General features: G+C 64.1%; 24 protein-coding genes. 17 read left to right on the top strand and 7 right to left on the bottom strand.

The genetic code is table 11. The features are described from left to right. The first annotated feature begins 8 nt into the window (after positions 1–8). From nuoN to GGD61_RS29515, 6 genes are read left to right on the top strand one after another with little or no spacing between them, the layout of a single operon-like run. Entirely contained in the window at positions 9–1,445 is a 1,437-nt protein-coding gene (nuoN, locus tag GGD61_RS29540) for an NADH-quinone oxidoreductase subunit NuoN (protein WP_092257304.1), read from the top strand. A 1-nt stretch (position 1,446) separates the two neighbouring features. After that, a complete protein-coding gene (locus GGD61_RS29535; protein ID WP_092257301.1) occupies positions 1,447–2,253 on the top strand; it encodes a biotin--[acetyl-CoA-carboxylase] ligase in 807 nt (268 codons plus the stop codon). Continuing rightward, positions 2,253–3,923 (top strand): ribonuclease J, encoded by a 1,671-nt coding sequence (locus tag GGD61_RS29530; RefSeq protein WP_018320155.1) that lies wholly within the window; start codon positions 2,253–2,255, stop codon positions 3,921–3,923. Before GGD61_RS29535 ends, GGD61_RS29530 begins: the two co-directional genes overlap by 1 nt. 13 nt (positions 3,924–3,936) lie before the next feature. Beyond that, a complete protein-coding gene (mce, locus tag GGD61_RS29525; RefSeq protein WP_018320156.1) occupies positions 3,937–4,341 on the top strand; it encodes a methylmalonyl-CoA epimerase in 405 nt (134 codons plus the stop codon). A gap of 9 nt (positions 4,342–4,350) precedes the next feature. Further along, positions 4,351–4,626, top strand: coding sequence for a DUF1467 family protein (locus GGD61_RS29520; RefSeq protein WP_018320157.1), 276 nt, complete (start codon positions 4,351–4,353; stop codon positions 4,624–4,626). Between the two features lie 47 nt (positions 4,627–4,673). Continuing rightward, positions 4,674–5,021: a hypothetical protein gene (locus GGD61_RS29515; RefSeq protein ID WP_028141470.1), complete on the top strand. Its 348-nt coding sequence runs from the start codon at positions 4,674–4,676 to the stop codon at positions 5,019–5,021. A gap of 90 nt (positions 5,022–5,111) precedes the next feature. Here the strand turns inward: GGD61_RS29515 and GGD61_RS29510 are convergent, their stop codons facing one another. Together GGD61_RS29510 and GGD61_RS29505 are read right to left on the bottom strand one after the other, a co-directional pair. After that, positions 5,112–5,375, bottom strand: coding sequence for a GlsB/YeaQ/YmgE family stress response membrane protein (locus GGD61_RS29510; RefSeq protein ID WP_183231712.1), 264 nt, complete (start codon positions 5,373–5,375; stop codon positions 5,112–5,114). 32 nt (positions 5,376–5,407) lie between these two features. Continuing rightward, positions 5,408–5,857, bottom strand: coding sequence for a YidB family protein (locus GGD61_RS29505; protein ID WP_018320159.1), 450 nt, complete (start codon positions 5,855–5,857; stop codon positions 5,408–5,410). On the opposite strand from GGD61_RS29505, the gene GGD61_RS29500 reads away from it, so the two are divergent. Beyond that, positions 5,835–6,092 carry a hypothetical protein gene (locus GGD61_RS29500; RefSeq protein WP_183231739.1) on the top strand — a complete coding sequence of 86 codons (258 nt, stop codon included), beginning with the start codon at positions 5,835–5,837 and terminating at the stop codon, positions 6,090–6,092. The genes GGD61_RS29505 and GGD61_RS29500 overlap by 23 nt on opposite strands. 35 nt (positions 6,093–6,127) lie before the next feature. Further along, entirely contained in the window at positions 6,128–7,417 is a 1,290-nt protein-coding gene (gene mtnK, locus GGD61_RS29495) for an S-methyl-5-thioribose kinase (protein WP_183231711.1), read from the top strand. A gap of 223 nt (positions 7,418–7,640) precedes the next feature. On the opposite strand, the gene GGD61_RS29490 is transcribed toward mtnK, so the two are convergent. Next, a complete protein-coding gene (locus GGD61_RS29490) occupies positions 7,641–8,519 on the bottom strand; it encodes a hypothetical protein (RefSeq protein WP_183231710.1) in 879 nt (292 codons plus the stop codon). Positions 8,520–8,800: 281 nt separating this feature from the next. Between GGD61_RS29490 and GGD61_RS29485 the strand changes: the two genes are divergently transcribed. From GGD61_RS29485 to GGD61_RS29465, 5 genes are all read left to right on the top strand, one after another. Further along, on the top strand, positions 8,801–10,390 hold the full coding sequence (locus GGD61_RS29485) for an ABC transporter substrate-binding protein (protein ID WP_179738782.1): 1,590 nt from the start codon (positions 8,801–8,803) through the stop codon (positions 10,388–10,390). Positions 10,391–10,450: 60 nt separating this feature from the next. Continuing rightward, entirely contained in the window at positions 10,451–11,374 is a 924-nt protein-coding gene (locus tag GGD61_RS29480; protein ID WP_183231736.1) for an ABC transporter permease, read from the top strand. A 274-nt stretch (positions 11,375–11,648) separates the two neighbouring features. Continuing rightward, positions 11,649–12,470 (top strand): ABC transporter permease, encoded by an 822-nt coding sequence (locus GGD61_RS29475; RefSeq protein WP_018320167.1) that lies wholly within the window; start codon positions 11,649–11,651, stop codon positions 12,468–12,470. Beyond that, complete coding sequence (locus tag GGD61_RS29470) at positions 12,467–13,447, top strand: ABC transporter ATP-binding protein (protein WP_183231709.1); 981 nt, start codon at positions 12,467–12,469, stop codon at positions 13,445–13,447. The genes GGD61_RS29475 and GGD61_RS29470 overlap by 4 nt, the downstream gene beginning before the upstream one ends. Further along, complete coding sequence (locus tag GGD61_RS29465) at positions 13,440–14,480, top strand: ABC transporter ATP-binding protein (protein ID WP_183231708.1); 1,041 nt, start codon at positions 13,440–13,442, stop codon at positions 14,478–14,480. Before GGD61_RS29470 ends, GGD61_RS29465 begins: the two co-directional genes overlap by 8 nt. Positions 14,481–14,752: 272 nt before the next feature. Here GGD61_RS29465 and GGD61_RS29460 read toward each other — a convergent pair whose 3' ends face one another. The 4 genes from GGD61_RS29460 to GGD61_RS29445 form a co-directional block, all read right to left on the bottom strand. Continuing rightward, on the bottom strand, positions 14,753–15,781 hold the full coding sequence (locus tag GGD61_RS29460; RefSeq protein WP_183231707.1) for an ABC transporter permease: 1,029 nt from the start codon (positions 15,779–15,781) through the stop codon (positions 14,753–14,755). A gap of 12 nt (positions 15,782–15,793) precedes the next feature. Next, positions 15,794–17,296, bottom strand: coding sequence for a sugar ABC transporter ATP-binding protein (locus GGD61_RS29455; RefSeq protein ID WP_092257268.1), 1,503 nt, complete (start codon positions 17,294–17,296; stop codon positions 15,794–15,796). A gap of 6 nt (positions 17,297–17,302) precedes the next feature. Continuing rightward, a complete protein-coding gene (locus GGD61_RS29450; protein WP_018320172.1) occupies positions 17,303–18,325 on the bottom strand; it encodes a sugar ABC transporter substrate-binding protein in 1,023 nt (340 codons plus the stop codon). Between the two features lie 139 nt (positions 18,326–18,464). Further along, positions 18,465–18,869 carry a globin gene (locus GGD61_RS29445; protein ID WP_177237142.1) on the bottom strand — a complete coding sequence of 135 codons (405 nt, stop codon included), beginning with the start codon at positions 18,867–18,869 and terminating at the stop codon, positions 18,465–18,467. A 482-nt stretch (positions 18,870–19,351) separates the two neighbouring features. Here GGD61_RS29445 and GGD61_RS29440 point away from each other — a divergent pair, with 482 nt between their 5' ends. From GGD61_RS29440 to GGD61_RS29425, 4 genes are all read left to right on the top strand, one after another. After that, on the top strand, positions 19,352–19,726 hold the full coding sequence (locus GGD61_RS29440) for a DUF2946 family protein (RefSeq protein WP_092257261.1): 375 nt from the start codon (positions 19,352–19,354) through the stop codon (positions 19,724–19,726). A gap of 96 nt (positions 19,727–19,822) precedes the next feature. After that, positions 19,823–22,225 carry a TonB-dependent receptor gene (locus GGD61_RS29435; RefSeq protein ID WP_183231706.1) on the top strand — a complete coding sequence of 801 codons (2,403 nt, stop codon included), beginning with the start codon at positions 19,823–19,825 and terminating at the stop codon, positions 22,223–22,225. Between the two features lie 26 nt (positions 22,226–22,251). Beyond that, positions 22,252–23,463: a sialidase family protein gene (locus GGD61_RS29430; RefSeq protein ID WP_092257255.1), complete on the top strand. Its 1,212-nt coding sequence runs from the start codon at positions 22,252–22,254 to the stop codon at positions 23,461–23,463. Beyond that, a complete protein-coding gene (locus tag GGD61_RS29425) occupies positions 23,460–23,957 on the top strand; it encodes a TlpA disulfide reductase family protein (RefSeq protein ID WP_092257251.1) in 498 nt (165 codons plus the stop codon). The genes GGD61_RS29430 and GGD61_RS29425 overlap by 4 nt, the downstream gene beginning before the upstream one ends. The last annotated feature ends 25 nt before the right edge of the window (positions 23,958–23,982 follow it).

The following is a 23,982-nucleotide window of genomic DNA, read 5'->3' as shown; positions in this document are numbered from 1 at the left end:
ATATCGCCATGAGCTTTGAGACTGCAGGTTATCAACTGGCGCCGGTGCTGCCCGAGATCGTGCTCGCGGTCGGCGCCATGGCTCTGCTGATGCTGGGCGCCTATCGCGGGCAGGGGACGACCGGTGCCGTCACCTCGCTGGCGGTCGTGCTCCTGGTCGTGGTCGGCGTGCTCGAATACATGCTGCCCGCGGGCAAGCAGGTGACCTTCGGCGGCAGCTTCATCGTCGACGACTTCGCCCGCTTCATGAAGATCCTGGCCCTGATCGGCTCGGCGGTGACGCTGGTGCTGTCGACCGAATTCCTGTCCGACCCCTCGCGCCGGATCTTCGAATACGCCATCCTGGTGCTGCTCTCGACGCTCGGCATGATGGTGCTGATCTCGGCCGGCGACCTGATCTCGCTCTATCTCGGCCTCGAACTGATGTCGCTGGCGCTCTATGTCGTCGCGGCCTCGAACCGCGACAACGCCAAGTCGACCGAAGCCGGCCTGAAGTATTTCGTGCTCGGCGCACTGTCCTCGGGCATGCTGCTGTACGGCGCCTCGCTGATCTACGGCTTCACCGGCACGGTCAGCTTCACCGGCATCGCGGCGGCCGCGACGATCTCGAATGTTGGCCTCGTCTTCGGTCTGGTCTTCCTGCTCGTCGGCCTCTGCTTCAAGGTTTCGGCCGTGCCGTTCCACATGTGGACGCCTGACGTGTACGAGGGCGCGCCGACCCCGGTCACCGCCTTCTTCGCATCGGCGCCCAAGGTCGCTGCGCTCGCCGTGTTCACCCGCGTCACGCTCACCGCTTTCCCGGGCATCGTCTCGCAGTGGCAGCAGATCCTGGTGTTCGTGGCGATCGCCTCGATGGCGCTCGGCTCCTTCGCCGCGATCGGCCAGAGCAACATCAAGCGCCTGATGGCCTATTCCTCGATCGGCCACATGGGCTTCGCGCTGGTCGGCCTTGCCTCCGGCACCGTCGAGGGCGCGCAGGGCGTCCTGATGTACATCGTGATCTATGTCGCGATGACGCTGGGCTCGTTCTCGATCATCCTCGCAATGCGCCGCAACGGCCAGGCGGTCGAGCAGATCAGCGATTTCGCCGGCCTGTCGCGCACCAATCCGCTGCTCGCCTTCATGTTCGCGATGCTGCTGTTCTCGCTGGCGGGCATTCCGCCGCTCGCCGGCTTCTTCGCCAAATGGTACGTCTTCGTCGCCGCCATCAAGGCGAACCTGTTCACGCTCGCCGTCGTCGGCGTGCTGACCAGCGTGGTCGGCGCCTACTACTACCTCGCGATTGTCAAGACGATGTATTTCGACGAGCCGGCCGGCCAGGTCGATCCGGTGCGCGTCGAGGTGAAGACGGTGCTGGCGGTTTTCGGCCTGTTCAACATCCTGTTCGCGCTGTTCGCAGGTCCCGTGGTGAGCGTCGCCTCCGCCGCGGCAAAGTCGCTGTTCTAGGATGAATTTCGCGCTCGGTCCTCGCGCATCGTCCGCGGGCTACAGGCTCGCGGCGTTCGAGCGGACCGGCTCGACCAATACCGAGGCGATCGAACGTGCGAGGGCCGGAGAGCTCGGCCCGATGTGGTTCGTCACGTCAGAGCAGACCGCCGGCCGCGGCCGCCGTCAACGCGCCTGGATCGCGCCGCGCGGCAACCTCGCCGCCAGCATCCTCGAAGTCATGGACGTCGCGCCGGCCGTCGCCGCCACCCTCGGCTTTGCCGCCGGGCTAGCCGAGGAGGCCGCGCTGGAGAAGGTCAGCCTCGAGGCCGCAATCCGCCTCGGCCCTGATCGTCCGCGCTACGCCCTGAAATGGCCGAACGACGTCTTGGCCGGGGGCAAGAAGCTCGTCGGCATCGGCCTCGAAGCCGAAGCCATCGGCGACCGCCTTGCCGTCGTCGTCGGCATCGGCACCAATGTCGTTGCAGCGCCCGAGGGCGTGCCGACGCCCGCGGTGTCGTTGGCGGCGCTCGGGGTGCAGATCAGTGCCGAGGAGCTGTTCTCGGCACTATCCGACGCCTGGGTCGAGTTCCGCGGCATCTGGGACAATGGAAGCGGCTTTGCCGAGATCCGCAAGCTGTGGCTGGAGCGCGCCGCCGGCCTCGGCGAGCGGGTCGCAATCCACACGGGGACGATGACGCTGGAAGGCATTTTTGACACCATCGACGACACCGGCTGCCTGATCGTCCGCACCGCGGAGGGCCGCCGGGTACCGGTCGCCGCGGGTGAGGTGTTCTTCGGCTCGGCCGCCTCCGTGGGAGCTGCGTGATGGCCAAGCCCGACGAACTGGTGTTTGCGCCGCTCGGCGGTGTCGGCGAGATCGGCATGAACCTGTCGATCTACGGCCTCGGCAACCGCCAGCAGCGCGCCTGGATGGCGGTCGATCTCGGCGTCTCCTTCGGAGACGAAGAGCATCTGCCGGGCATCGACCTGATCATGCCCGACATCAGCTTCCTGGAGAAGGAGCGCAAGAACTTGATGGGCCTGGTGCTGACCCACGCCCATGAGGACCATTTCGGCGCCATCATCGATCTCTGGCCGAAGCTGAAATGCCCGATCTATGCGACGCAGTTCAGTGCTGCGCTGTTCGAGGCCAAATGTGCCGCCGAGCGCAACGCGCCGAAGATTCCGGTGACGGTTGTGCCGTCCGGCGGCCGCGTCGACGTCGGCCCGTTCAACGTCGAGTTCATTCCCGTCGCGCATTCGATTCCGGAGGCGCATGCGCTGGCGATCCACACCGAAGCCGGCACGGTGCTGCACACCGGCGACTGGAAGATCGACCCCACCCCGACGCTTGGCGCGCCCACCGACGAGAAGCGGCTGCGCGAGCTCGGTGAGGAGGGCGTGCTCGCCCTCATCGGCGATTCCACCAACGCAGTGCGCGACGGCCGTTCACCCTCGGAAGCCGAGGTCGCCCGCACCATCATCGACCTGGTAAAATCAGCCAAGGGCCGCGTTGCGGTCACGACCTTCGCCTCCAACGTCGCGCGCATCAAGGCCGTCGCTGCTGCTGCCAGGGCCGCCGACCGCGAGGTCGTCGTGGTTGGTCGCGCCATGGAGCGCGTGGTGCAGGTCGCGCGCGAATGCGGCTATCTCGATGGCGTGCAGAATTTCCGCTCGCCCGAGGTTTACGGCCATCTGCCGCAGGACAAGGTGCTGGCGCTGTGCACCGGCAGCCAGGGCGAGCCGCGCGCGGCGCTGGCGCGCATCGCTAATGACGACCATCCCGAGATCACGCTCAACCGCGGCGACAGCGTCATCTTTTCCTCGCGGACAATCCCGGGCAACGAGAAGGCCGTCGGCTCGATCATCAACAACCTCGTGCTGCAGGGCGTCGAGATCATCACCGACCGCGACCATCTGGTCCACGTCTCCGGCCATCCCCGCCGCGACGAATTGCGCGACATGATTGGCTGGGTAAAGCCGCAGCTCCTGATCCCCGTCCACGGCGAGGCGCTGCACCTGAACGAGCACGCCAAGCTCGCGCGCGCCGCCGGCGTGCCGCGCGTGCTGGTGGTCCGCAACGGCGACCTGATCAAGCTCGGCCCGGGCGATCCCGGCATCATTGGCGAAGTGCCTTCCGGCCGCCTCTACAAGGACGGCACGATCCTCGAGGACTCCAAGTCCCGCGCCGTGGTCGAGCGGCGGCGCATGGCGTTTTCCGGCTGTGCTTTCGTCGCCATTGCCATGACCGAGCAGGGCGAGCTGGCCGACGATCCCGAGGTCGATCTGGTCGGCATCCCCGAGAAGAACAGGGCAGGCGAGCCCTTCGACGACCTCGTCTTCGATGCCGTGGTCTCCACCATCGAGGGCCTGCCGAAGGCGCGCCGCCGCGACCCCGACGCATTGGGCGAGTCGGTGCGACGTGCTGTCCGGGCCGTGATCAACGAACATTGGGGCAAAAAGCCCCCCTGTCTGGTACACGTACTGACAGTGTAAGGGGAGAAGACACATGCTGGGCCGGCTCAACCATGTCGCGATCGCGACCAAGGACGCCGTCAAGGCCGCCAGGATCTATGGCGCCGCGTTCGGCGCTCAGATCTCGGAAGCCGTGCCGCTGCCCGAGCACGGCGTCATCACCGTGTTCGCGACGCTGCCCAACACCAAGATCGAATTCATCGAACCGCTCGGCGAGGCCTCGCCGATCGCAAAATTCGTCGAGCGTAACCCCGACGGCGGCATCCACCATGTCTGCTACGAGGTCGTCGACATCATCGCCTCGCGCGATACGCTGGTGAAGGAGGGCGCGCGGGTGCTCGGCGACGGCGTGCCGAAGATCGGCGCCCATGGCAAGCCGGTGCTGTTCCTGCACCCGAAGGATTTTTCCGGCGCGCTGGTCGAGATCGAGCAGGCATAAGGCCGAACCATGGCCATCCAGATCTCAACCGCGATCGCAATCTACTTCGTCATCTGGTGGGTCGCGCTGTTCCTGACGCTGCCGTTCGGCGTACGCAGCCAGCACGAGGATGGCGTCGGTGCGCCCGGCACCGACCCTGGTGCGCCGATCCTGACGCGGATGGGCCGCAAGCTGATCTGGACCACCATCATCTCGGCGATCATCTACGGCCTCGGCATGGTCGCCTATCACGCCGGCTATCTCTCGATCGAGCGCCTGTCGAAATTGATGGGAATGCCTTTCTAGACGTTCTTGCTAGACGTTTTTGCTGACGACATTGTTTGGGGGACCGAATGACTTTTCAGAGGATCGTCATTGCACTTCTGGTGCTGATCGTCGCCGGCATCGGTGCCATCGGCTATTTCGAATGGCGGATGGCCGCGCAGGTGCGCACCCTGAAGGCGTTCGTCGAGGGCTATGTCTTCAACGAGGCGGTGATGGCCTGCGAGCAGGCCAAAAGCTCGACGCCGTTCAAATGGAACGGAGGCAAGAGCACCTCGGTGATCGGCTTGAACTCGGCCAAGCTCGACAAATACACGGTCAGCGCCAGCTACACGCTGGTGGCGGACAGCGTCTATTGCGATTACGATCCGATCAAAAGAAAGGCCGAGATCGGGTCGAGCTTCCTGGAGCGGGAGTAACGATCCTTCGCTGGCAGGCATGAGCGCGCCGCCGCCTGCTCGATGCGGCGCGAGTTCGCGCACGCCCGATCAGCCGCTCACGCAGGCGGGCTAGATCGCTCGGCGTTGTCGGCCGGCGAAGAGCCCGTAGACGAACAGCACGATGATCGCGCCGACGACCGCACCGATCAGTCCGGCACCTTCTTCGGCACGATACCATCCGAGCGCCTGCCCGAGGTAAGTCGCAACGAAGGCGCCGACGATCCCCAAGATGGTCGTCAGGATGAAGCCGGACGGCTCGTTGTCGCCAGGCATGATGAACTTGGCGATCACGCCGGCGACGAAGCCGATGATGATTGTCCAGAGAATACCCATTTCCACACCTCTTCCAGATTAAGCGGTAACAGCTATGCCTCAGGCAGACGTCCGTCCGGCGTGTACTTGTCGACCGCCGAGGGCAATTCCCGCGATAGCCTTGTGAGAATCTCGTCTTGCGAGAGCCCCGTCTGCTGTTCGAGCTTCTCCAGAACGTCGGAGCCGATCGCATTCCTCAGCTCAGGCGACGAGATCTCCTTGTTGGGTCCGGGCTTCACCCATGAATCGGCGACCTCGCCCTGGCCGTTCTGGTTGAACCGCTCCAGGAGCTCGCCAATGCCGCCGTTGAGCAAGCCCCCGATCCCGCCTGCGCCGAGCATGCCGCCGAGATTACCAAGCACTCCCCCAGGCGGCTGCTGACCGCCCGCGGATGAGCCGCCGGTCGCACCTTTCAGCAGCTCTGCCAACTTGTCGCGGTTCTGATAGCCGGCCATGGCCAGCATCGCCAGAAGGGCAGTCATGGAGGGCATTCCGCGGCTCATCGCTAACTCCTTCAAAATCTCAGACATGCAAAACTGCCTCAGCCCGCTTGTGTTCCAAAAATCGGCAAATGGTGGGCTCGCGACCCCCGGCTTGGTCGTCCGACACGAAGAACTTTCGGTGCAACTGGTCCCGGGGTGCGCCGGCGATACACGGGTGGCGGACCGCTTTGATTGCGATTACGATCCGACCAAAAGAATGGCCGGGATCGCCCAAGCTTGCCAGAAGCGGGAGTAACGACCAGGCCATGCCAAGCATGGGGTGGGATCGTCATGACCGGGGACCGGGCGGGGGACTATCGAATTCTGCATGAAGCGGCGCTGCGGGATTATCTCGCAGGCCTTCCCGATATCGCCGCACTCCTCGGCGGCGAGCCGGCCTCATGGGAGATCACCGAGGTCGGTGACGGCAATCTCAATCTCGTCTTCATCATGAAGGGCGGGCGCGGCGGCGTCGCCGTCAAGCAGGCGCTGCCTTATGTCCGCCTCGTCGGCGAAAGCTGGCCGCTGCCGCTGTCGCGGGCCCATTACGAATATCTGGCTCTGTCCCGGCAGGCCGAGCTCGCGCCCGGCCTCGTGCCGGCTTTGCTGCATCACAACGAGGCCCTGGCGCTGACGGTGATGGAGCTGCTCGAGCCTCACATCATCATGCGCAAGGGGCTGGTTGCGGGAACGCATTATCCGGGCTTCGTCGGTGACATCACCACCTTCATGGCGCGAACGCTGTTCTTCACCTCCGACCTCGCGCTGTCCGCGGCCGAGAAGAAGGAGGGCATTGCGGCCTTCGCCGGCAATCATGCGCTCTGCAAGATCACCGAGGATCTGATCTTCACCGATCCCTACCGCATCGCCGAGCAAAACCGCTGGACTGCGCCGTATCTCGATGCGCTCGCTGCAAGCCTGCGCGATGACATGGAGCTGCATGTCGCGATCTCCCGGCTGAAGCTGAAGTTCATGGCAAGCCCCGAGGCGCTGCTCCACGGCGACCTCCACACCGGCTCGATCATGGTGACGAACAACCAGACGCGGGTGATCGATCCGGAATTCGCATTCTATGGCCCGATGGGGTTCGACGTCGGCGCCGTGCTGGCCAACCTTGTGATGGCCTATTTTGCCTCCGCCGGGCACGAGCGCGCACCGGGCGAGCGGGCCGCGTTCGAGGCCTGGGTGCTGGAGACGATCGAACAGGTCTGGAACGAGTTCGCCGGCAAATTCCTCGACCTCTGGCGAGCGAATGGCACTGGCGATGCCTATCCGGTCTCACTCTTTGCCGGCGCGCAGGGCGCTGCGCGCCTGGAGGCCGAGCGGCAGGTCTACATGCAACGCCTGTTCGCCGACAGCGTCGGCTTCGCGGCCGCAAAGATCATCCGCCGCATCTTCGGCCTCGCCCACAACATCGATTTCGAGTTGATCGAGGATCCGAAAAAGCGCGCCGTCAGCGAAGCCCGCGCGGTGCGGCTCGCACGGGCGATGATGGTGGAGACAGGGACGTTTCGGACGATCGCCGACGTTACGGGTGCTGCGCGAAAACTGCGGGACTGGATGTCGGAGCTATCGGGTTGAGAGAGTTCATGGCGAGGAGCGCGCCTCCGCGCTCGCAATGACAAAGCGGTGCAACAGGCGCCAACGTTTCATCGTCACCCTGAGGTGCCGGAGCGTAGCGAAGGCCTCGAAGGGCGACAGCCCGGCTGCATCGCGGCCGTTCATCCTTCGAGGCTCAGCACGCGCTGCGTTCGCATCGCATGCTTCGCACCTCAGGATGACGGTCCAACACGCCAGCGCGCGCTCAATACATTCGCATCGGCAGCGGCGCGCCTTCGGGGCCGACCAGCAGACCCCAGGTCTCGTTGACCGCGACCTCGAACTCACGCGTCTGGGCCGCGCTGCCCTTGAGCTTCAGGGTGACCTTGTACTGGCCCGGCGGCAGATCAATTTTCTGGCTATCAGGCAACTCATCCGCAGCGGCGTCAAAATCGATCAGTTCTTCCCCGGCGTGAGCCGCCAGTCTGATGGTTCGCTCATTGACGGTGATGTCGGCCGCTTCATCCGTCTTGTTGCCGAGCAACAACCTCGCTAGTCCCGGCGCCGGCCGGATTTTGGCCGTGGCGGCCAACGGCTTGCGCAGCGCAAGGTCGGCGATCGTTGTGTTGTCTTGACGGACGAGCCGGAGCAGCGCCGGCCCGTCCGACGTCGTGAAGACGACGACGGCCCTGTCGGGCGCGACGACGGCACCGTCGTTCTCGGTCCAGCCGCGCTTTTCGAGTGCAGCGCGATAGAAGCCGAGCACGGCCTCGAGACCGAGCGGCGTCTCGACGTGAGCCGACCTCATGAAAGGCGAATTCTTCGCGGTCATCAGGGTCCAACGGTCGACCAGCGGCAGGCCCATGTCGTCGGACATCTTGGTCTCGAATGTCCGGCTCGTGGCTTGTGTCAGAAGCCCGACAGTGTCGCAGAGCAGGCGCTCGCCAAGATAGTCCGGGGCGCAACGGCCCCTGAGTGCCCACCATGTATCGTCGACAAACCCGTTTGACCGCTTGGTGTGGGACCAATTGATTTGAATGTTTTTCGTCGGGCCGTCGCGGGCAGGGTCCGGCGTGACGGGGATCGCCATCGCCGCTGTCGCGGCGACCAGACTGCCGGCGAGCAGGATACCTAGGCGATTCATTGTTTCCGCGATCCTTGTTTTCCGCGATCCCTGGGGCTCAGATAACGGTCCTGAGTTTGGTCGCGCCGATCGCGAGAAATGTTCACTATTCCCGTTGCTCGATGACGCACCGCGTCAATCGAGGGCTTGCATCGCCGGGCGGATGCAACCGGCCCCGAAGGCATCGCCGAACGGCCGCCGTCCGGAACTGACATTGGTCTCCATCAAAAACGAAGCTTGCATTCGACGGGCTACGAATGATCAAATCCCTGATCGGAATACCTGCGCTGGTGGGGACACACATGATGTTCAGGATGATGGCGATCGTCGCGGGCTTGGGACTGGCGCTCGCCGGATCTGCGGAGGCCCAGACGCCGCGCAAGGGCGGAACCATCCGCATGACGGCGCCCTATGGCTCGAGTTTCACCAGCCTCGACATTCACACTACGCAGCGCGCCCAGGACGAGATCTACGCCAAGGCGCTGCACCGCTCGCTGTACATCTGGAATTCCGCGGAAGGAAAGCCGGTCCTGGAGCTTGCCAAGGAGGATGTGGTCTCGGGCGGCGGACTCGTTCACACCTTCAAGCTCCGCGATGACGCCTATTTCCACAATGGTCGCAAGATGACGGCCGACGATATCATCTGGTCCTACACCCGCATCATGGACGGCACCAAGGCCTATCCCGGCGCGCGGTTTGTCCGCGTGATCGAGGGTGCGGCCGCGGTCGAGAAGGGCCAGGCCAAGGAGATCTCCGGGCTGAAGAAGATCGACGATTTCACCGTCGAGATGAAGCTGACCGAGAAGGTCGATCCCGGCTTCTACTTCTTCACCGCGCTGACCTCGATCTATCCCGCCGACGAGGGTGCCAAGGAGAGTTTTATCCAGAAGCCGATCGGTCTCGGGCCCTTCAAATTCGTCGAGCACGTACCGGGATCGCGCATTGTCCTGGAGCGGTGGGACCGGTTCTACAAGCCCGGCAAGCCCTACGCCGACAAGATCGTCGTGTCGATCATGGGCGAGGCCGCGGCGCGCGATGTCGCCTTCCGCAACAAGGAGGTCGACACCTCGGTGCTCGGACCCGCGCAATATGTGGCCTACCAGTCCGACGCCAATCTCAAGGGCACCATCGTCGAGGTCGCCGAGGTCTTCACGCGCTACATGGGCATGAATCCATCATTCAAGCCGTTCGCCGACAAGCGCGTGAGACAGGCGATCAACTACGCGATCGATACCGACCTGATCATCAACAAGCTGGTCAAGGGCAAGGCCTATCGCGCCACCAGCTGGCTGCCGCTGACCTCGCCCGCCTACGACAAGGCGATGAAGCCGTACGCTTACGATCCCGCCAAGGCCAAGCAGTTGCTTAACGAGGCCGGCTATCCCAACGGCTTCGAGTTCGAATGGACCACCAGCCAGAACGAGAGCTGGGGCTTGCCGATCGTCTCGGCCGTGATTCCGATGCTGGACAAGGTCGGCATCAAGGCGAAGGTCAAGCAGGTCGAGACCGCGGTGCTGGCGGAGGTGGTTCGCACCGGCGACTACCAGGCCTTCATCTATTCCCAGGCGAGCGGCCCGGATCCGCAGGCGGCCCTCAAGTGCTTCCACTCGTCGACTCCGCAGCCAGCCTGCAACTACATGCTCTTCAAGAACGCCGATTTCGACAAGATCGTCGACGAGGCCGGGCAGGCCGACGACCCGGCAAAGCGCGCCCAACTGCTGCAAAAGGCCAATGCGCTGCTCTATGAGGAGGCACCGGTCTGGTTCTTCAACTACAACAAGGCGGTCATGGCGGTGCAGCCGTGGCTCAAGGGGATTCAGCTCAACGCGACGGAGCTGACCCATCAGAACGTCGAAGACCTCTGGGTCGACGAGACCTCGCCCGCGAAGTGACATGCGCTCTCGCGCTCCCTCCGTCGCCACAGACGATGGAGGGAGAGAGGAAAAGTGCCGATGCTCTCCTTCCTGTTCCGTCGCCTGCTGCAGACCATTCCGACCGTGCTTGCCGTCGTGCTGCTGGTCTTCGTGCTGTTCAGCGTGGTTCCCGGCAGCATCGTCTCCTCCATGAGCGACGACAGCGATCCGCAGGTCGAGCTGCGCATGAAGAAGCAGCTCGGCCTCGACGATCCCGTTTACGTGCGTTTTGGCGCATACATTGCCAAGCTCGCGACCGGTGATTTCGGCACCTCGTTCCGGACCCGCGAGCCTGTCACGACCATGATCGCCAAGCGGGCATGGCCGACGCTGCAACTGATCTTCGCGGCCATGGCGTTTTCCGTCGTGATCGGCGCGCCGCTTGGCTTCATCGCAGCACTGCGACCGGGCGGAATCGTCGATACGCTTGCCATGGTCGTCGCGGTATCGGGCCTTTCCATCGCCAAATTCTGGCTCGGACTGGTTCTGATGTATCTGTTCGCGTTGAAGCTCGGCTGGCTGCCGAGTTTCGGCTACGGCGATGGCGGACTGAAATATCTGCTCCTGCCGGCGGTGACGCTCGGCGTCTCGCCGATGGCGCTGTTTGCCCGGACGACGCGCGCCGCGGTCCTCGAGATCATGACCGCCGATTTCGTCCGCACCGCGCGATCCAAGGGCATGAGCGAGACGCGGGTGGTGAAGTGGCATGTGATGCGCAACGCGCTCGTCATCATTCTCACCACCGTCGGCTTGCAATTCGGTGGCCTGATGGGGCAGGCGGTCGTGGTCGAGAAACTGTTCTCGTGGCCGGGGATCGGCTCATTGCTGGTCGACAGTGTCTTGCAGCGCGACATTCCGGCGGTCCAGGGCTCCATTCTCGTCGTCGTGCTGGCCTTTCTCGCGATCAATCTGCTGATCGACGTACTCTACGGCGTGATCGATCCCAGGATCAGATACGCATGAGCGCGGGCGGGCTCCATCACGCTTGGACGGGAAGGCAATCGCATACGAGGCGCGCGGTGTGGCGTCACGGGTGCTGCGCCGCCTCTCCCGCCTGCGGGGGAGGGTTGGGGTGGGGGGGTCTCCGCATCGGGGTTCCCTGTGTGGCGAGAGCCCCCACCCGCCGCGCTCTCCGAGCGCGTCGGCCTCCCCCGCAAGCGGGAGAGGCCAAACGCGCCCGCGGCGAGTTCTCGCTAAAGCCACACACGATTATCCTTTTCGCGGTGGAGCGCTTGCAATGAAGCTCCGCGCCAATCTCGTCATCGGTGGGGTGTTGTTCGCGCTGGCGATCCTGGTCGGCCTGCTCGCACCCTGGCTGGCGCACACCGATCCCGTGATGGACGCCAATTTGATGAATGCGGAGGAGCCCCCGAGCTGGACCTGGTGGTTCGGGACCGACGACCAGGGCCGCGACATCTATTCCCGCGTCGTGTATGGCGCGCGGGTCTCGCTGACGGTCGGTATCATCTCTCAGCTCATCAACAGCGTCATTGGCGTGGCCTTGGGGCTGAGCGCCGGCTATTTTGGCGGCTGGTGGGACGATGTCGTCAACGCCCTGACCAATCTCATGCTCGCGATCCCCTCGCTGATCTTCGCGCTGGCGATCATGGCGGTGCTCGGACCTGGCCTGACCAGCCTGCTGATCGCACTCGGGCTGACCAACTGGTCCTTTACGTGCCGGATTGCGCGGGCCTCGGCGCTGTCGCTGAGGAGCCAGGGTTACGTGCAGGCTGCGACCGTGCTCGGCTACGGCGATTTGCGCATCATGATCACGCAGCTGCTGCCGAACATGCTGGGCCCCATCATCGTCATCGGCACGCTGGGCATGGGTAGCGCGGTGTTGTCCGAAGCCGCATTGTCGTTCCTCGGCCTCGGCGTCCGCCCGCCGTTTCCAAGCTGGGGCAGCATGCTGTCGGAGGCCCGCGAGCAGATCACGACGGCGCCGTGGCTCTCGGTATTTCCAGGCCTCGCCATCTTCCTGACGGTGCTTGGCCTCAACCTGCTCGGCGATGGCCTGCGCGACATTCTCGATCCCCAATCGCGGAGCCGGCGGACATGACCGGCGCACCGCTGATCGAAGTCGAGGACCTGCGCATCGATCTCGACGACGGATCGAGGCGCGTCGCGGCGGCCGAGGGCGTTTCGTTCCGCATCTCGCGCGGCGAGACGTTCGGCCTCGTCGGTGAATCCGGCTGCGGCAAGAGCATCACGGCGCTCGCGTTGATCGGGCTGTTGCGGCCGCCGCTCTCGATCGGCGGCGGCGTCATCCGGTTCGAGGGGCAGGAGATCCAGCACCTCTCCGCCGCCAGGCAGCGGGAGCTGCGCGGCAACCGCATTGCCATGATCTTCCAGGAGCCGATGACGGCGCTGAACCCGGTCTCGCCCGTGGGCCGGCAGATCGCCGAGATGTTCGTGCTGCACAAGGGCAAGAGCTGGCGGGAAGCGAGCCGGCTGGCGGTCGAGGCGCTGGCGAGCGTCCGCGTTCCCGCGCCTGAGCGCCGCGTCAACGATTACCCGCACCAGCTCTCCGGCGGCATGCGCCAGCGCGTGATGATCGCGATTGCGCTCGCCTGCGGTCCGGATCTCCTGATCGCCGACGAGCCGACCACGGCGCTCGACGTGACCGTGCAGGCCGAGATCATCGAGCTGATGCGGAATTTGTGCGCCGAGCGGGGAACGGCGATCCTGATGATCAGCCATGATCTCGGCCTGGTCGCGAACGTCTGCCGCCGCGTCGCCGTGATGTATGCCGGCCGCATCGTCGAGGAGCGCGGCTCAGCCGATATCTTTCGCTCGCCCTCGCACCCCTATACGCAAGGCCTGGTCGCCTCGCTGCCGCGGCTCGGCAGCCGCGCTGCACTCGGCCGCACTAGGCTCAAGGAGATCGCGGGCGTCGTCCCGGCGATCACGAATTTCCCTGAGGGCTGCCGATTCAATCCGCGCTGCGCGCAGGCGACCGATATTTGCCGAAGAGTCGCGCCGGAGACCGATCTGCTGGCGGCGGGCGGTCTGGTCAGGTGTCATCACCATGCATGAGCCGCAAAACATGCTGGGTGACCGAAGGCCGGACGATGACCTCATCCTCAGCGTCGAGGATCTTGCGGTTCACTTTCCGCTCGGCGGCGGCCTGCTGGGCCGCGGCAAGCGGATGCTCCGGGCCGTCGATGGCGTCGATCTCAAGCTGAAGCGCGGGGAATGCCTCGGCCTCGTCGGCGAGTCGGGCTCCGGCAAGTCGACGGTCGCATTGTCGATCCTGGGCCTGCTGACGCCGACGCGCGGCCGCATCATGCTGGAGGGGCAGGTCGTGAGGAGCAGGCAATCCGGCGATAAGGCGTTGGCGCGCACCGTGCAGATGGTGTTTCAGGACCCTTACGCCTCGCTCAATCCGCGCCAGACCGTTCGCCGCACGTTAGAGGATCCGCTGCGTGTGCACGGCGTCACCGCGAAAAGCGAGATCGAGGACCGCGTCGCGACCATGCTGCGGCATGTCGGCCTGCGGCCTGAACAGTCGGGCCGCTACCCGCATGAATTCTCCGGCGGTCAGCGCCAGCGCATCGGCATTGCCCGCGCGCTGATCCTCAACCCCAAAATCGTCATCTGCGACGAGCCGGTGTCGGCGCTCGACGTCTCGATCCGCGCCCAGATCATCAATCTGCTGCTTGAATTGAAGGACACGCTCGGCCTGTCCTACATCATGATCAGCCACGATCTCGGCGTCGTCGAGCACATGAGCGACCGCGTCGCGGTGATGTATCTCGGCCGCATCGTCGAGAACGGCCAATGGCGCGAGATCTTCGAGCGCCCCGCGCATCCCTATACGCAGGCCCTGATCGCCGCGATTCCTGATCCGCTACACCATGCCCCGCTGGCCACTACAGGCGGCGACCTGCCCAACCCGCTCAATCCCCCAAACGGCTGCGCCTTCAGCCCAAGATGCCGTTATGCGGAGGCGGTGTGCCGGCACGAGCCGGGGCCGCTGCTGGAGACGCGAGCCGATGGACACGCGGTGAGGTGTTGGCGGGCAGACGAGATCGGTGCAGCGAGCCTTGCCCTATCACCGTCACCCTGAGGTGGCCGGTTCTTCAACGCGCCTCGAAGGGCGACGGCCCGGCTGGCAGCGTGGCCGTTCGTCCTTCGAGGCTCCGCATGCGATGCTGTCGCATCGCCTGCTGCGCACCTTAGGGATGACGGGCTCATTGTTGCTTCTGCTACTGTTTTGCCCGACGGGTCAAATCCCGGTGTGGTGCGCTCACGCACTTGCGGCTTCGATAAGCAGCTGAATTTCCTCACAGTTTCTACTGTGCATGGGGTTGTTTTCGCAGTTTTTGTTTTGAGGACTGTCTAGTCCGCCGCCTTTTCTCTCAGCCGCTGCGCATAGACGTTGATGACCAGCGCTGCCAGCAGGATCAGGCCGCGGATCAGGATCTTCAGGAAGCTGTCGATGTTGACGTGGTCGAGGCCGTTGTTGAGAACACCGAGAACGAACAGCCCGACGATGGTGTTGCCGATACCGCCGCGGCCGCCGAACAGGCTGGTGCCGCCGACCACGACAGCGGCGATGGAGTCGAGCAGATAGGTGTCGAACTCGTTCTGCTGCGCGCTGCCGAAATGGGCGACGCCGAGCATGCCGCCGATGCCCGAGCACACCGCCGAGATCACCATCACCGCGCCTAGGATGAGCTTGACGTTGAGGCCGGAATATTCGGCCGCCTCGCGATTGCCCCCGACCATGTAGACGTAGCGGCCGAAGCGCGTGTAGGTCAGCACCAGATGCCCGCCGAGCAGCATCAGCGCGGCGATGATGACGAGCCAGGGGATGCCGCCAATCGAGCCTGAGCCGAGCGTGGTGATCAGGCTCGGCACCTTGTAGGCGATCTGGCCGCGCACCAGCAGCGCCGAGATGCCGGCGGCGATCTGCATCATCGCCAGCGTCATGATGAAGGAGGGGATGCCGATCACGGTCACCCCCAGCGCATTGACGAGGCCGAGCAAGGCGCAGAGCAGGATCGATAGCAAGATGGCGACCGCGCCGGGGAGGGGAATGTTGGCGATGTTGACGTAGGATTCCTGCAGCGTGAAGTAGGCGACCGCGATGCCCGTGACATTGGCGATGCTGGCGATCGAGAGGTCGATCTCGGCGCACAGGATCACGAAGGTGAGGCCGACGGCGATGATGCCGGTGACCGACACTTGCGTGAGGATGTTGCCGAGATTGTCGAGCGTCGCGAAGGAGGGGCTGGCAAAGGCGAAGAAGCCGGACAGGAAGATCAGGGTGAGGAACGGGGCGATGTTGCGCATCTGCGAGCGCAGGAAGGGCGCCAGCCCGCGCGCCCGCTGCCCCGCCGCCAAAGCCGTCTCACTGCTCGTCATTGTGATTCTCCGTCACGCCGCTTCCAGCAGGCGGTCCTTGCTGACCGGCTCGTTCCTGAATTCCCGCACCAGTGCGCCGCGCTTGAGCACGAGGATGCGGTCGGCCAGCGACAGCACCGTTTCCGGCTCGGTCGACAGCACGATGATCGCAAGCCCCTTGGCGCGGAGGTCGCGAACGATGTTGATGACGTCGTTCTTGGCGCCGACATCCATGCCGCGGGTTGGCTCGCACAGCACCAGGAGCTTGGGCGGATAGGTCAGCCATTTTGCCAGCGCCACCTTCTGCTGGTTGCCGCCGGAGAGCATGCCGAGATCGAGGCCGACCACCGGCGGCCGGATCTGCAATTGCTCGACCTGACGCTTCGCGATATCGCGCTCCTGCGCCGGCTTGAGCAGCAGGGAGGAGATGCGGTCCAAAATGCTGATCGAGATGTTCTTGTAGACCGGCTCCTGGTGGAACAGCATGTCGCGGCGGCTCTCCGGCACCAGCGCCACGCCGGCGCGCCGCGCCGCCGCCGTGCTGGCAAAGGTTTTTGGCTGACCCTCGACGAGAAGCGCGCCGCTATCAGGCTTCAGCTTGCCGAACAGGATGCGCGACAGCTCCTGCTGGCCGCAGCCCATGAAGCCGTAGATGCCGAGCACCTCGCCAGCGCGGGCCTCGAAGGAGATGTCCTTCAGGCTGCGGGCGAGCGTCAGCTGGTCGACCTTCAGAACCACCGCGCTGTCGCTCGGTTGCGGCAGCAGCAGGTCGTCGGTGTAGCTGTGCTCGAGCGCTTCGCCGCCGCGGCCGATCATGGCCTCGATCAGCGCGCCCTTGCTGGTGGCGGCGCTGGCCGTCTCCGCGACTTTCCGCCCGTTGCGGAACACGGTCACCGTGTCGGACACGCGCAGGATGTCCTCGATGAAATGCGAGATGAAGACGATGCTGGTGCCTTCTTCGCGCAGCCGCCGCAGCGTTGCGAACAGCCGCTCGACCTCGGGCGGGGAGAGGGCGGAGGTCGGCTCGTCCAGGATCACGATGCGGGCACCGGAGAACAGCACGCGCGCGATCTCGATCAGCTGCTGCAGCCCGATGGGCAAGTCACCCAGCCGGCTCATCGGATCGACGTCGATGCCGAAGCGGGCGAGCTGCTCGCCGGCCTCGCGCGCCATCCGTCGCCATTGCACGAGGCCAAGGGCGTTGGTTGGCTGGTTGCCCAGGAAGACGTTCTCGGCGACCGTGAGGTCGGGCGCGACAGAGAGCTCCTGGTGCACCATGGCAATGCCGGCCGCATGCGCATCGCGCGCCGAGCGGAAATGCGTCTCCTTCCCATCGATCAGGAAGCGGCCGGAGAATTCGGTGTGCACGCCGGCGATGATCTTCATCAGCGTGCTTTTTCCAGCCCCGTTCTCGCCGACGAGACCGTGGATCTCGCCGGGATGGAGCGCGAAGTCGACACCACGAAGCGCTTCGACGCCGCCGAAGCTCTTCGTGATGCCCTGCAGTTCAAGGATGGGCGAACGCACCTCGGGCATGGAAGCTCAGATCAGGAAGTGATCCTGCATCCACTGCATCCCGGCGGCATTGGCCTTGGTCACGACCGGGCCGTCGGTGACGACGTTCTTGGGAATGCCCTGTCCGCTCTTCTCGCCGCCGACCACGGCGGAGACGCCCGCGATGATCGCGCCGCCATGGATGCGGCAGGACGGATTGCGGACGGTCGCGAACATGCGTCCTTCGCTCACCGCCTGAATCGCCGGCGGCATGGCATCGACCCCGCCGATCAGGATGTTGGTGCGGCCGCGTGCCTTCATGATGTTGGCCGCGGCGAGCGCCATGTCGTCATTGTGGAAGAACGCCGCATCGATCTGCGGATACTTGGTCAGATAGGTTTCCCAGAGGCGCGCCGTCTTGGAGACGTCCCAGTCGGCCGGCTGGGTGTCGAGCACCTCGATCCCGGGGAATTGCTTCACCGTGTTGGTGAAGCCCTTTGCGCGCCCTTGCGCGCCGGTGTGGCCGAGCGCGCCCTGCGTCATGATGATCTTGCCCTTGCCGCCCATCGCGTTGCACAGCGCCTGGGTCACCGAGGCGCCCATGAACTCGTTGTCGGGAGCGAGGAAGGAGTGGACGTTGATCTGGTCGAGCGGCGCAATCAGCGTGTCCATGTCGATCACGGGCGTGCCGGCGTCGATCATCTTCTGCACGGGCTGGGTGAGGGTGCCGATACCGAACGCCTGGATCGCGACGAAGTCCCATTTCTGCGAGGCCATGTTGTCGATGGCCGCGCGCTGCTTCACGGCGTCGAGCTGGCCGTCGAACCAGGTGACTTCGACGTTGAACAGCTTGCCCCAGAATTCGGCGGCCTGCTTTCCTTGCGCGCACCATGTAGCCTGCAGGCCCGCATTGGAGAACGCCGCCTTCAACGGCTTCTCGCTTCGCCCGACCTCGGCGGCCAATGCGGGGTTTATGCCCATGCTGCCGAGGAGGGCAGCTCCGGCGCCGGCGGTCGCAGCCGCCTGAAGAAGATCGCGCCTCGTCGTCGAGAAATCTTTCGTCCCGGACATCGCTCGCTCCCATAAATTTTATCGTCGGCGCGTCATTGATTGCGCAACCGATGTCGAAAGTGTCTCACAAGAGTTGATGCCACTCAATCTGCAATCACACGCGCCATCGCAGCACGCCGCGTTGGTGCAGCGCAAAGCGTCAGGCCGTCGTGCCGGCGAGTGCGTCGATGTCGACGAGCAATTTGTCCCAGGCTTGCGCGATCTCGATCGACCATTCATCGCCGAGCAGATCGCGCAGCGTATCCCTGATAATGGTGAAGAAGGCGGTGAACAGCTGGGGCGACGTGCCATAGGCGTCGTGTGAGGCAACCTCGCAGGCGATCAGCCGGAAATGCCCATGACGCATCCCGGCGAAATCGAGAATCGCCTCGATCGTCAGCGCGAGCATCGATCCCTTCACGAGGTCGCCGCCCTCCGAGCGGAACATGGCCTGCGTTTCGGGATGCTCGTCGAACAGGCGCTGGTAGACGAGGGGCGTGAGATCCGCGCAGCGCGAGGCCGCGAGTTCAAAGCTGAGTTCGACTGGATTGGAGGGCATATTCATCGGCGAAAGTGCCATGCGGACAAAAAAAGAGCGGGGCCCTGGCCCCGCTCAAAAATTGTGTCGACCCTATTATCCCCGATTCTAAGATTTGCTCTTGATTGACGGGGCGACGCTGCGTTTTGCGCGCCAGGGGCTCCTCCCGAGACTTGGACCACCAGACTTCGACCTCACGGCCAGCCTGAGCAAGGGGGATGCTAGATCAACTTTTCTCACTTGTCATCATTTTCGGCAACGAATGTTCAAAATTCGAGCAATAGACGAAATGATCGGGCTTTTTTCCCCGCAAGTATATGACAAATATAAGAAATCTGTGGATGTCGGGCCGTTTGATTTGGCTCAAATGCCGGCCCCCGAGCCCATGGTGAGGTCGTCCGGACCACGCTTTTCCGACAAATTTGCGCTGGGCCAAGAAGGCGGCGGAACTGATCTCGACTTGGGCCCGGCGCGGTGTTTAGTTAGCAGACGAACGAACGGTTCGGCGGATGCGCGCGCGGTTACAGAAATTCCTACCCCTGGTCCTGCTCGCCTTGGTGATGCAGGTGCTGGCGCCGATTGCCGCGTGCTGGGCGACGGGCCAAGCCATCGCCGATCCGCTGTCTGCCGCCGTCATCTGCCACAGCGTGAGCGAGGAGGGTGGCCTCGACGAACGGACGGGGACCCCGACCGCGCATGCGGGTGCGTGCGCCCTGTGTTGCCTGGCCCAGGCGGGCGCGTCGCTGGATTCGCCGACGCACGCGGCACTCTCGATTCCCTTCCGCCATGCCGCGCGCGTGGTGTGGCAGCCGGCGGATGCGTCCGCCATCGCCGCTCCCAGGGGGTCGAGCGCCCAGGCCCGCGCCCCACCTCAATTTTCCTGACGTAGCGACAAACCGAACCATTGGCGCGCGCCGTTGCTGTGCCGATGGGCGTGCTCAATGGACCGGTCGAGGTGCCGGATGTCAGGAATTCAAGAGATGTTACGCATTCGTGCGATCGGGCGCGCGGGCTTGCCCGTGCTTTTCGGACTGGTGTCCCCGATCGGTTCAGACGCGCTCGCCCAGGCTGCCTCGGAAGCGATTCCCGCGGTGACGGTCGAGGCGCCCAAGACGTCCCGTCCCAAGCCAATCACCCGGTCAACGCGGCAGCGCTCCACTTCGGCGGCGCGCGCAGCGAGGCCGGTCGCGCCGAACGCGACCGATGGCGCCCAGGGGCAGAACAACACAATGTCCGCCGGCGCAGTGCGGGCCGGTCTCAATCAGGCGCCGGCCGGTCAGACCGCGACGACCATCGATCGCAGCCAGTTCGACAACCGGCCCTCGTTTTCGGTCAGCGACGTCTTGCGGGACAGTCCGGGCATTTCGATCAAGCAGGGTAATGGTCCGCGCGATTTCGGCATCTCGATTCGCGGATCCAACGCCCGAAACGGTTTCGGCATCCGCAATCTCGTGATCTTCGACGACGGTTTCCCCGTCACGCAGCCGGACGGACTGTCGCGTAGCGACCTGATCGATCCCCATGCCTATGGCGCGATCGACGTGATCCGCGGCCCCTCATCGGCGCTCTACGGCAATTATGCGACCGGCGGCGCGCTCAATTTCCGCACACGGCCGGGCGGCACGATCGACGGCGTCGAATACGGCGTCGACGGCGGCAGCTATGGCTACCTCAACAATTACCTTGCGGCCGGCAAGAAGGTCGGGAATTTCGAGGGTTCTCTGTTTGCGAGCGACACCCGAGGCGACGGCTATATCGGCAATAGTTGGTTCAATACGCAGACCGTCAACTTCCTCGGCACGCTCAAGGCGACGCCGGACGACCGCTTCACGGTCAAGATCATCAACAACGATCTCAGCGCGCGGCTGCCGCTTCGACAGTCGCTGAACCAATTCTACACCAATCCCTTCCAGCAGGGCTGTGCGACCGGTGCCACGGCGGCGCCCGGATGCGGTACGGTCAGGCTGTTCAACAATGGCTTCAACGCGACCGCCGGGACCGATACGGAGACGGCCGTACAGGCCGGGCTCGGCCGCAACGACCGCCGCACCATCGTCGGGGGCCGGTGGGAGCACGATTTCGACAACAATACGACCTGGCGCAACCAGTTCGTGTTCGACGACCGGAACATCAGTCAGCCAACTGGCTCCACCAGCTCGATCGGCGACTTCCCGTCCTACAACTACATGAGTGATCTCACCAAGCGAGGAGAGATTCTCGGCCTGGAGTCCACCGCGTTCTTCGGCGCCTTCTACAACACCCTGACGGCATCGAGCGATACGCGAAACGTGATGCCGGGAGGCAACGCGACGCTCGGCAGGCTGTCGAGCAATCTCTACAGCGAGACGACCAATTATGGTGTTCGTGCCAGGGAAGAGCTCAAGCTTACATCGTCGCTAACGGCCGTTGCGGGCATCGGTTGGGAGACGACCTTGCTCAAGGGCACCAACACGGCCTATTCATATGCTGGTCCCACCGGCATCACCACGACGACGCCGACGACCGCGGACCGGCAGTTTCAAAATACTGCGCCAGAGTTGGCGTTGCTCTACAACCTCAACAACGAATGGCTGTTCCGGGCACGCGTTGCCACGGGGTATGGCACACCGCAGGTCTCAAATCTTTTCGTCGCTCAGACGGGATTGCCGGGCAACAATACCCAGCTCCAGGCCCAGAAGAATCTTGGCTACGATCTCGGTTTCGATTGGACGCCGAACAGCGCGTTCAAGCTCAGCGCGACCGGCTTTTACGAGTTTTTCCGTAACGAGATCGTCAACCAGGCGACGTCGGTCGCGGGTGTAAACTACTCGTTCAACGCGCCGCGATCGGAGCATCGGGGCCTCGAGCTTGCCGCCGACTGGAAGTTCTCTCCGGGCTGGCGGTTCATGGCGGCGTACACCTATCTCGACGAGGTCTACACCGAATATGTCGAGAACATCACCAATGGCGCCGTCTTCAGCTTCAACCGTGCCGGCAATAAAATTCCCGGTATCTCGCCTAACGAGCTGACGGCTCGAATTGGCTACGACGAGTTCGCCGGGTCGCTGGCAGGTCTCGGTGGCTTCGTCGAGGTCCAGTGGAAGGACTCTTTCTACATGGACAACGCGAATCTGCTGAAGGCGCCGGGCTACGAACTGGTCAATGTGAACGTCCATTACAAGACCGACTTGGTGTCGGACACCTTCAAGTCACTCAATCTGTTTCTTGAGGTCAGGAACGTATTCGATCGCACCTATGTTGCGCCGGCAAACAACATCGCAAACACCGTGACGGCGGCCGGCCTGCAAATTCCAGGGAACACGCTCGCAAGCACGGCACCGGGGTCGATCTATGCGGGCTCGCCACGCCTGTTCGTTGCAGGTATGAAGGTGGCCTTCAAATAATCCGGGCTCTCGAAGGGAATAGGGCCATGATCCGAACTGGCTTGCTCGCGATAGCCGCTCTCGCATGCCTGCAAGGTGCGGCGCTGGGGCAGATGCACGGCAAGCACGCGTCCGAAGCTGCGTGCGAGGAGCCGACGCTGCGCTGTGCGACCAAGGCGACGCCCGCCTTCGGTCCGGACGGGACGCTGTGGCTGGTCTGGATGGCGGGAGGGCAGGTCTCGGTCGCAAGTTCGCAGGACGAGGGCCGAAGTTTCTCGACGCCCACTCAAGTCACGACGAAGCGGCTGAACCTCGATTGGGGGCCGGATGCGCGGCCGAAGATCGTGGTCGACCGCAAGGGGGGCATCGCGCTCGCGTTCTCGACCTTCAGGGACGAGGCCTTCAACGGTCAGGTGTTCACCACGCGCTCGGCCGACGGCGGGAAAAGCTTCGCGGAGCTGAAGCCGATCACCGCCAGCAACGAGAGCCAACGTTTCGAGGCGCTGGCGCTCGATCAGGATGGAACGGTCTTTGCGGCGTGGCTGGACAAGCGCAATCGCATTTTTGCGAAGGAAGCGGGACAGAAGTACGAGGGGGCCGGGCTGTTCTTCACGTCGTCCAGCGACGGCGGTACCACCTACGCAGACGCGAAGCTGGCGCGTGAGGGCACCTGCGAATGCTGCCGGTTGGGGCTGGCATTCGCTGCGTCCGGGCGGCCGGTCGCAATCTTCAGGAACATTTTTGAGGGCGGCGTGCGCGACCACGCGGTGATGACCTTCACGGACGTCGCCACGCCAGGCGAAGTCCGCCGGGTCAGCAACGACGACTGGCAGATCAATGCCTGCCCACACCATGGGCCGAGCCTCACCGTTGCGCCGAACGGCACCTATCACGTCGCCTGGTACACCAACGGAAAGGCGCGGAAGGGACTGTTCTACGCGCACTCGCGCGACGAAGGCCGCACGTTCTCTTCGCCGATGGCGTTGGGGCGGCCGGATCGCAATCCGACGCGCCCCTTCGTGCTCGCGGGCGCGGCGGGAACGGTGATGGTCTGGAAGGAGTTCGACGGCGAGAAGACCTCCGTCCAGATGACGATCTCCCGCGACGATGGCGAGACGTGGTCGCCGCCGAAGACGATATCGAGCACGACCGACACGTCCGACCATCCTTTGCTCGTCTCCAACGGCAAGCAGACTTACCTGTCGTGGATGACGAAGGCGGATGGCTATCGGCTCAAGGCTATCGAGGACCAACCATGAGATTTCGATTTGTAGGCATTGCGGGTCTTGTCGTTCTGATCGCTTCAGTGGCTGCGCTTGCCGCATCTCCCGCTTTGAAGCCATTCGAACGCGGCACTTGGCAAAGCGTCCTTAGGGGGCACGCCGGCCGCCCCGTGCTCGTGCATTTCTGGGGCGTGACCTGTGGCCCCTGCAAGGTCGAGCTGCCGCTGCTCGGCCAGTTTGCCAAGGATCATCCTGACGTCGACGTCGTCACTGTCAGCGCCGATCTCGTGCCGAACCTGCCGGCCGCCACGCAATCGATGCTCGACAAGGCGGGTCTGTCGTCGACCGAAAATTTCATCTTCAACGACGGCTTTGTCGAGCGCTTGCGGTTCGAGATCGATCCGGCTTGGCAGGGCGACATCCCCAGGACCATGCTCATCTCCCGGGAAGGGACCGTCACGACCATCGAAGGCTCGGCTGAAATTGCCGATCTCGAAAAATGGTCAGCGCAACAACGCTCAAAACACTGAAGTTCAGTCTGCAAAGGGAATACCG

It is taken from the genome of Bradyrhizobium sp. SBR1B, from assembly GCF_014198205.1.
Classification (GTDB): Bacteria; Pseudomonadota; Alphaproteobacteria; order Rhizobiales; family Xanthobacteraceae; genus Bradyrhizobium.
The sequence above is the reverse complement of the archived record's forward strand: the minus strand, read 5'-3'. Positions and strand labels throughout refer to the sequence as shown.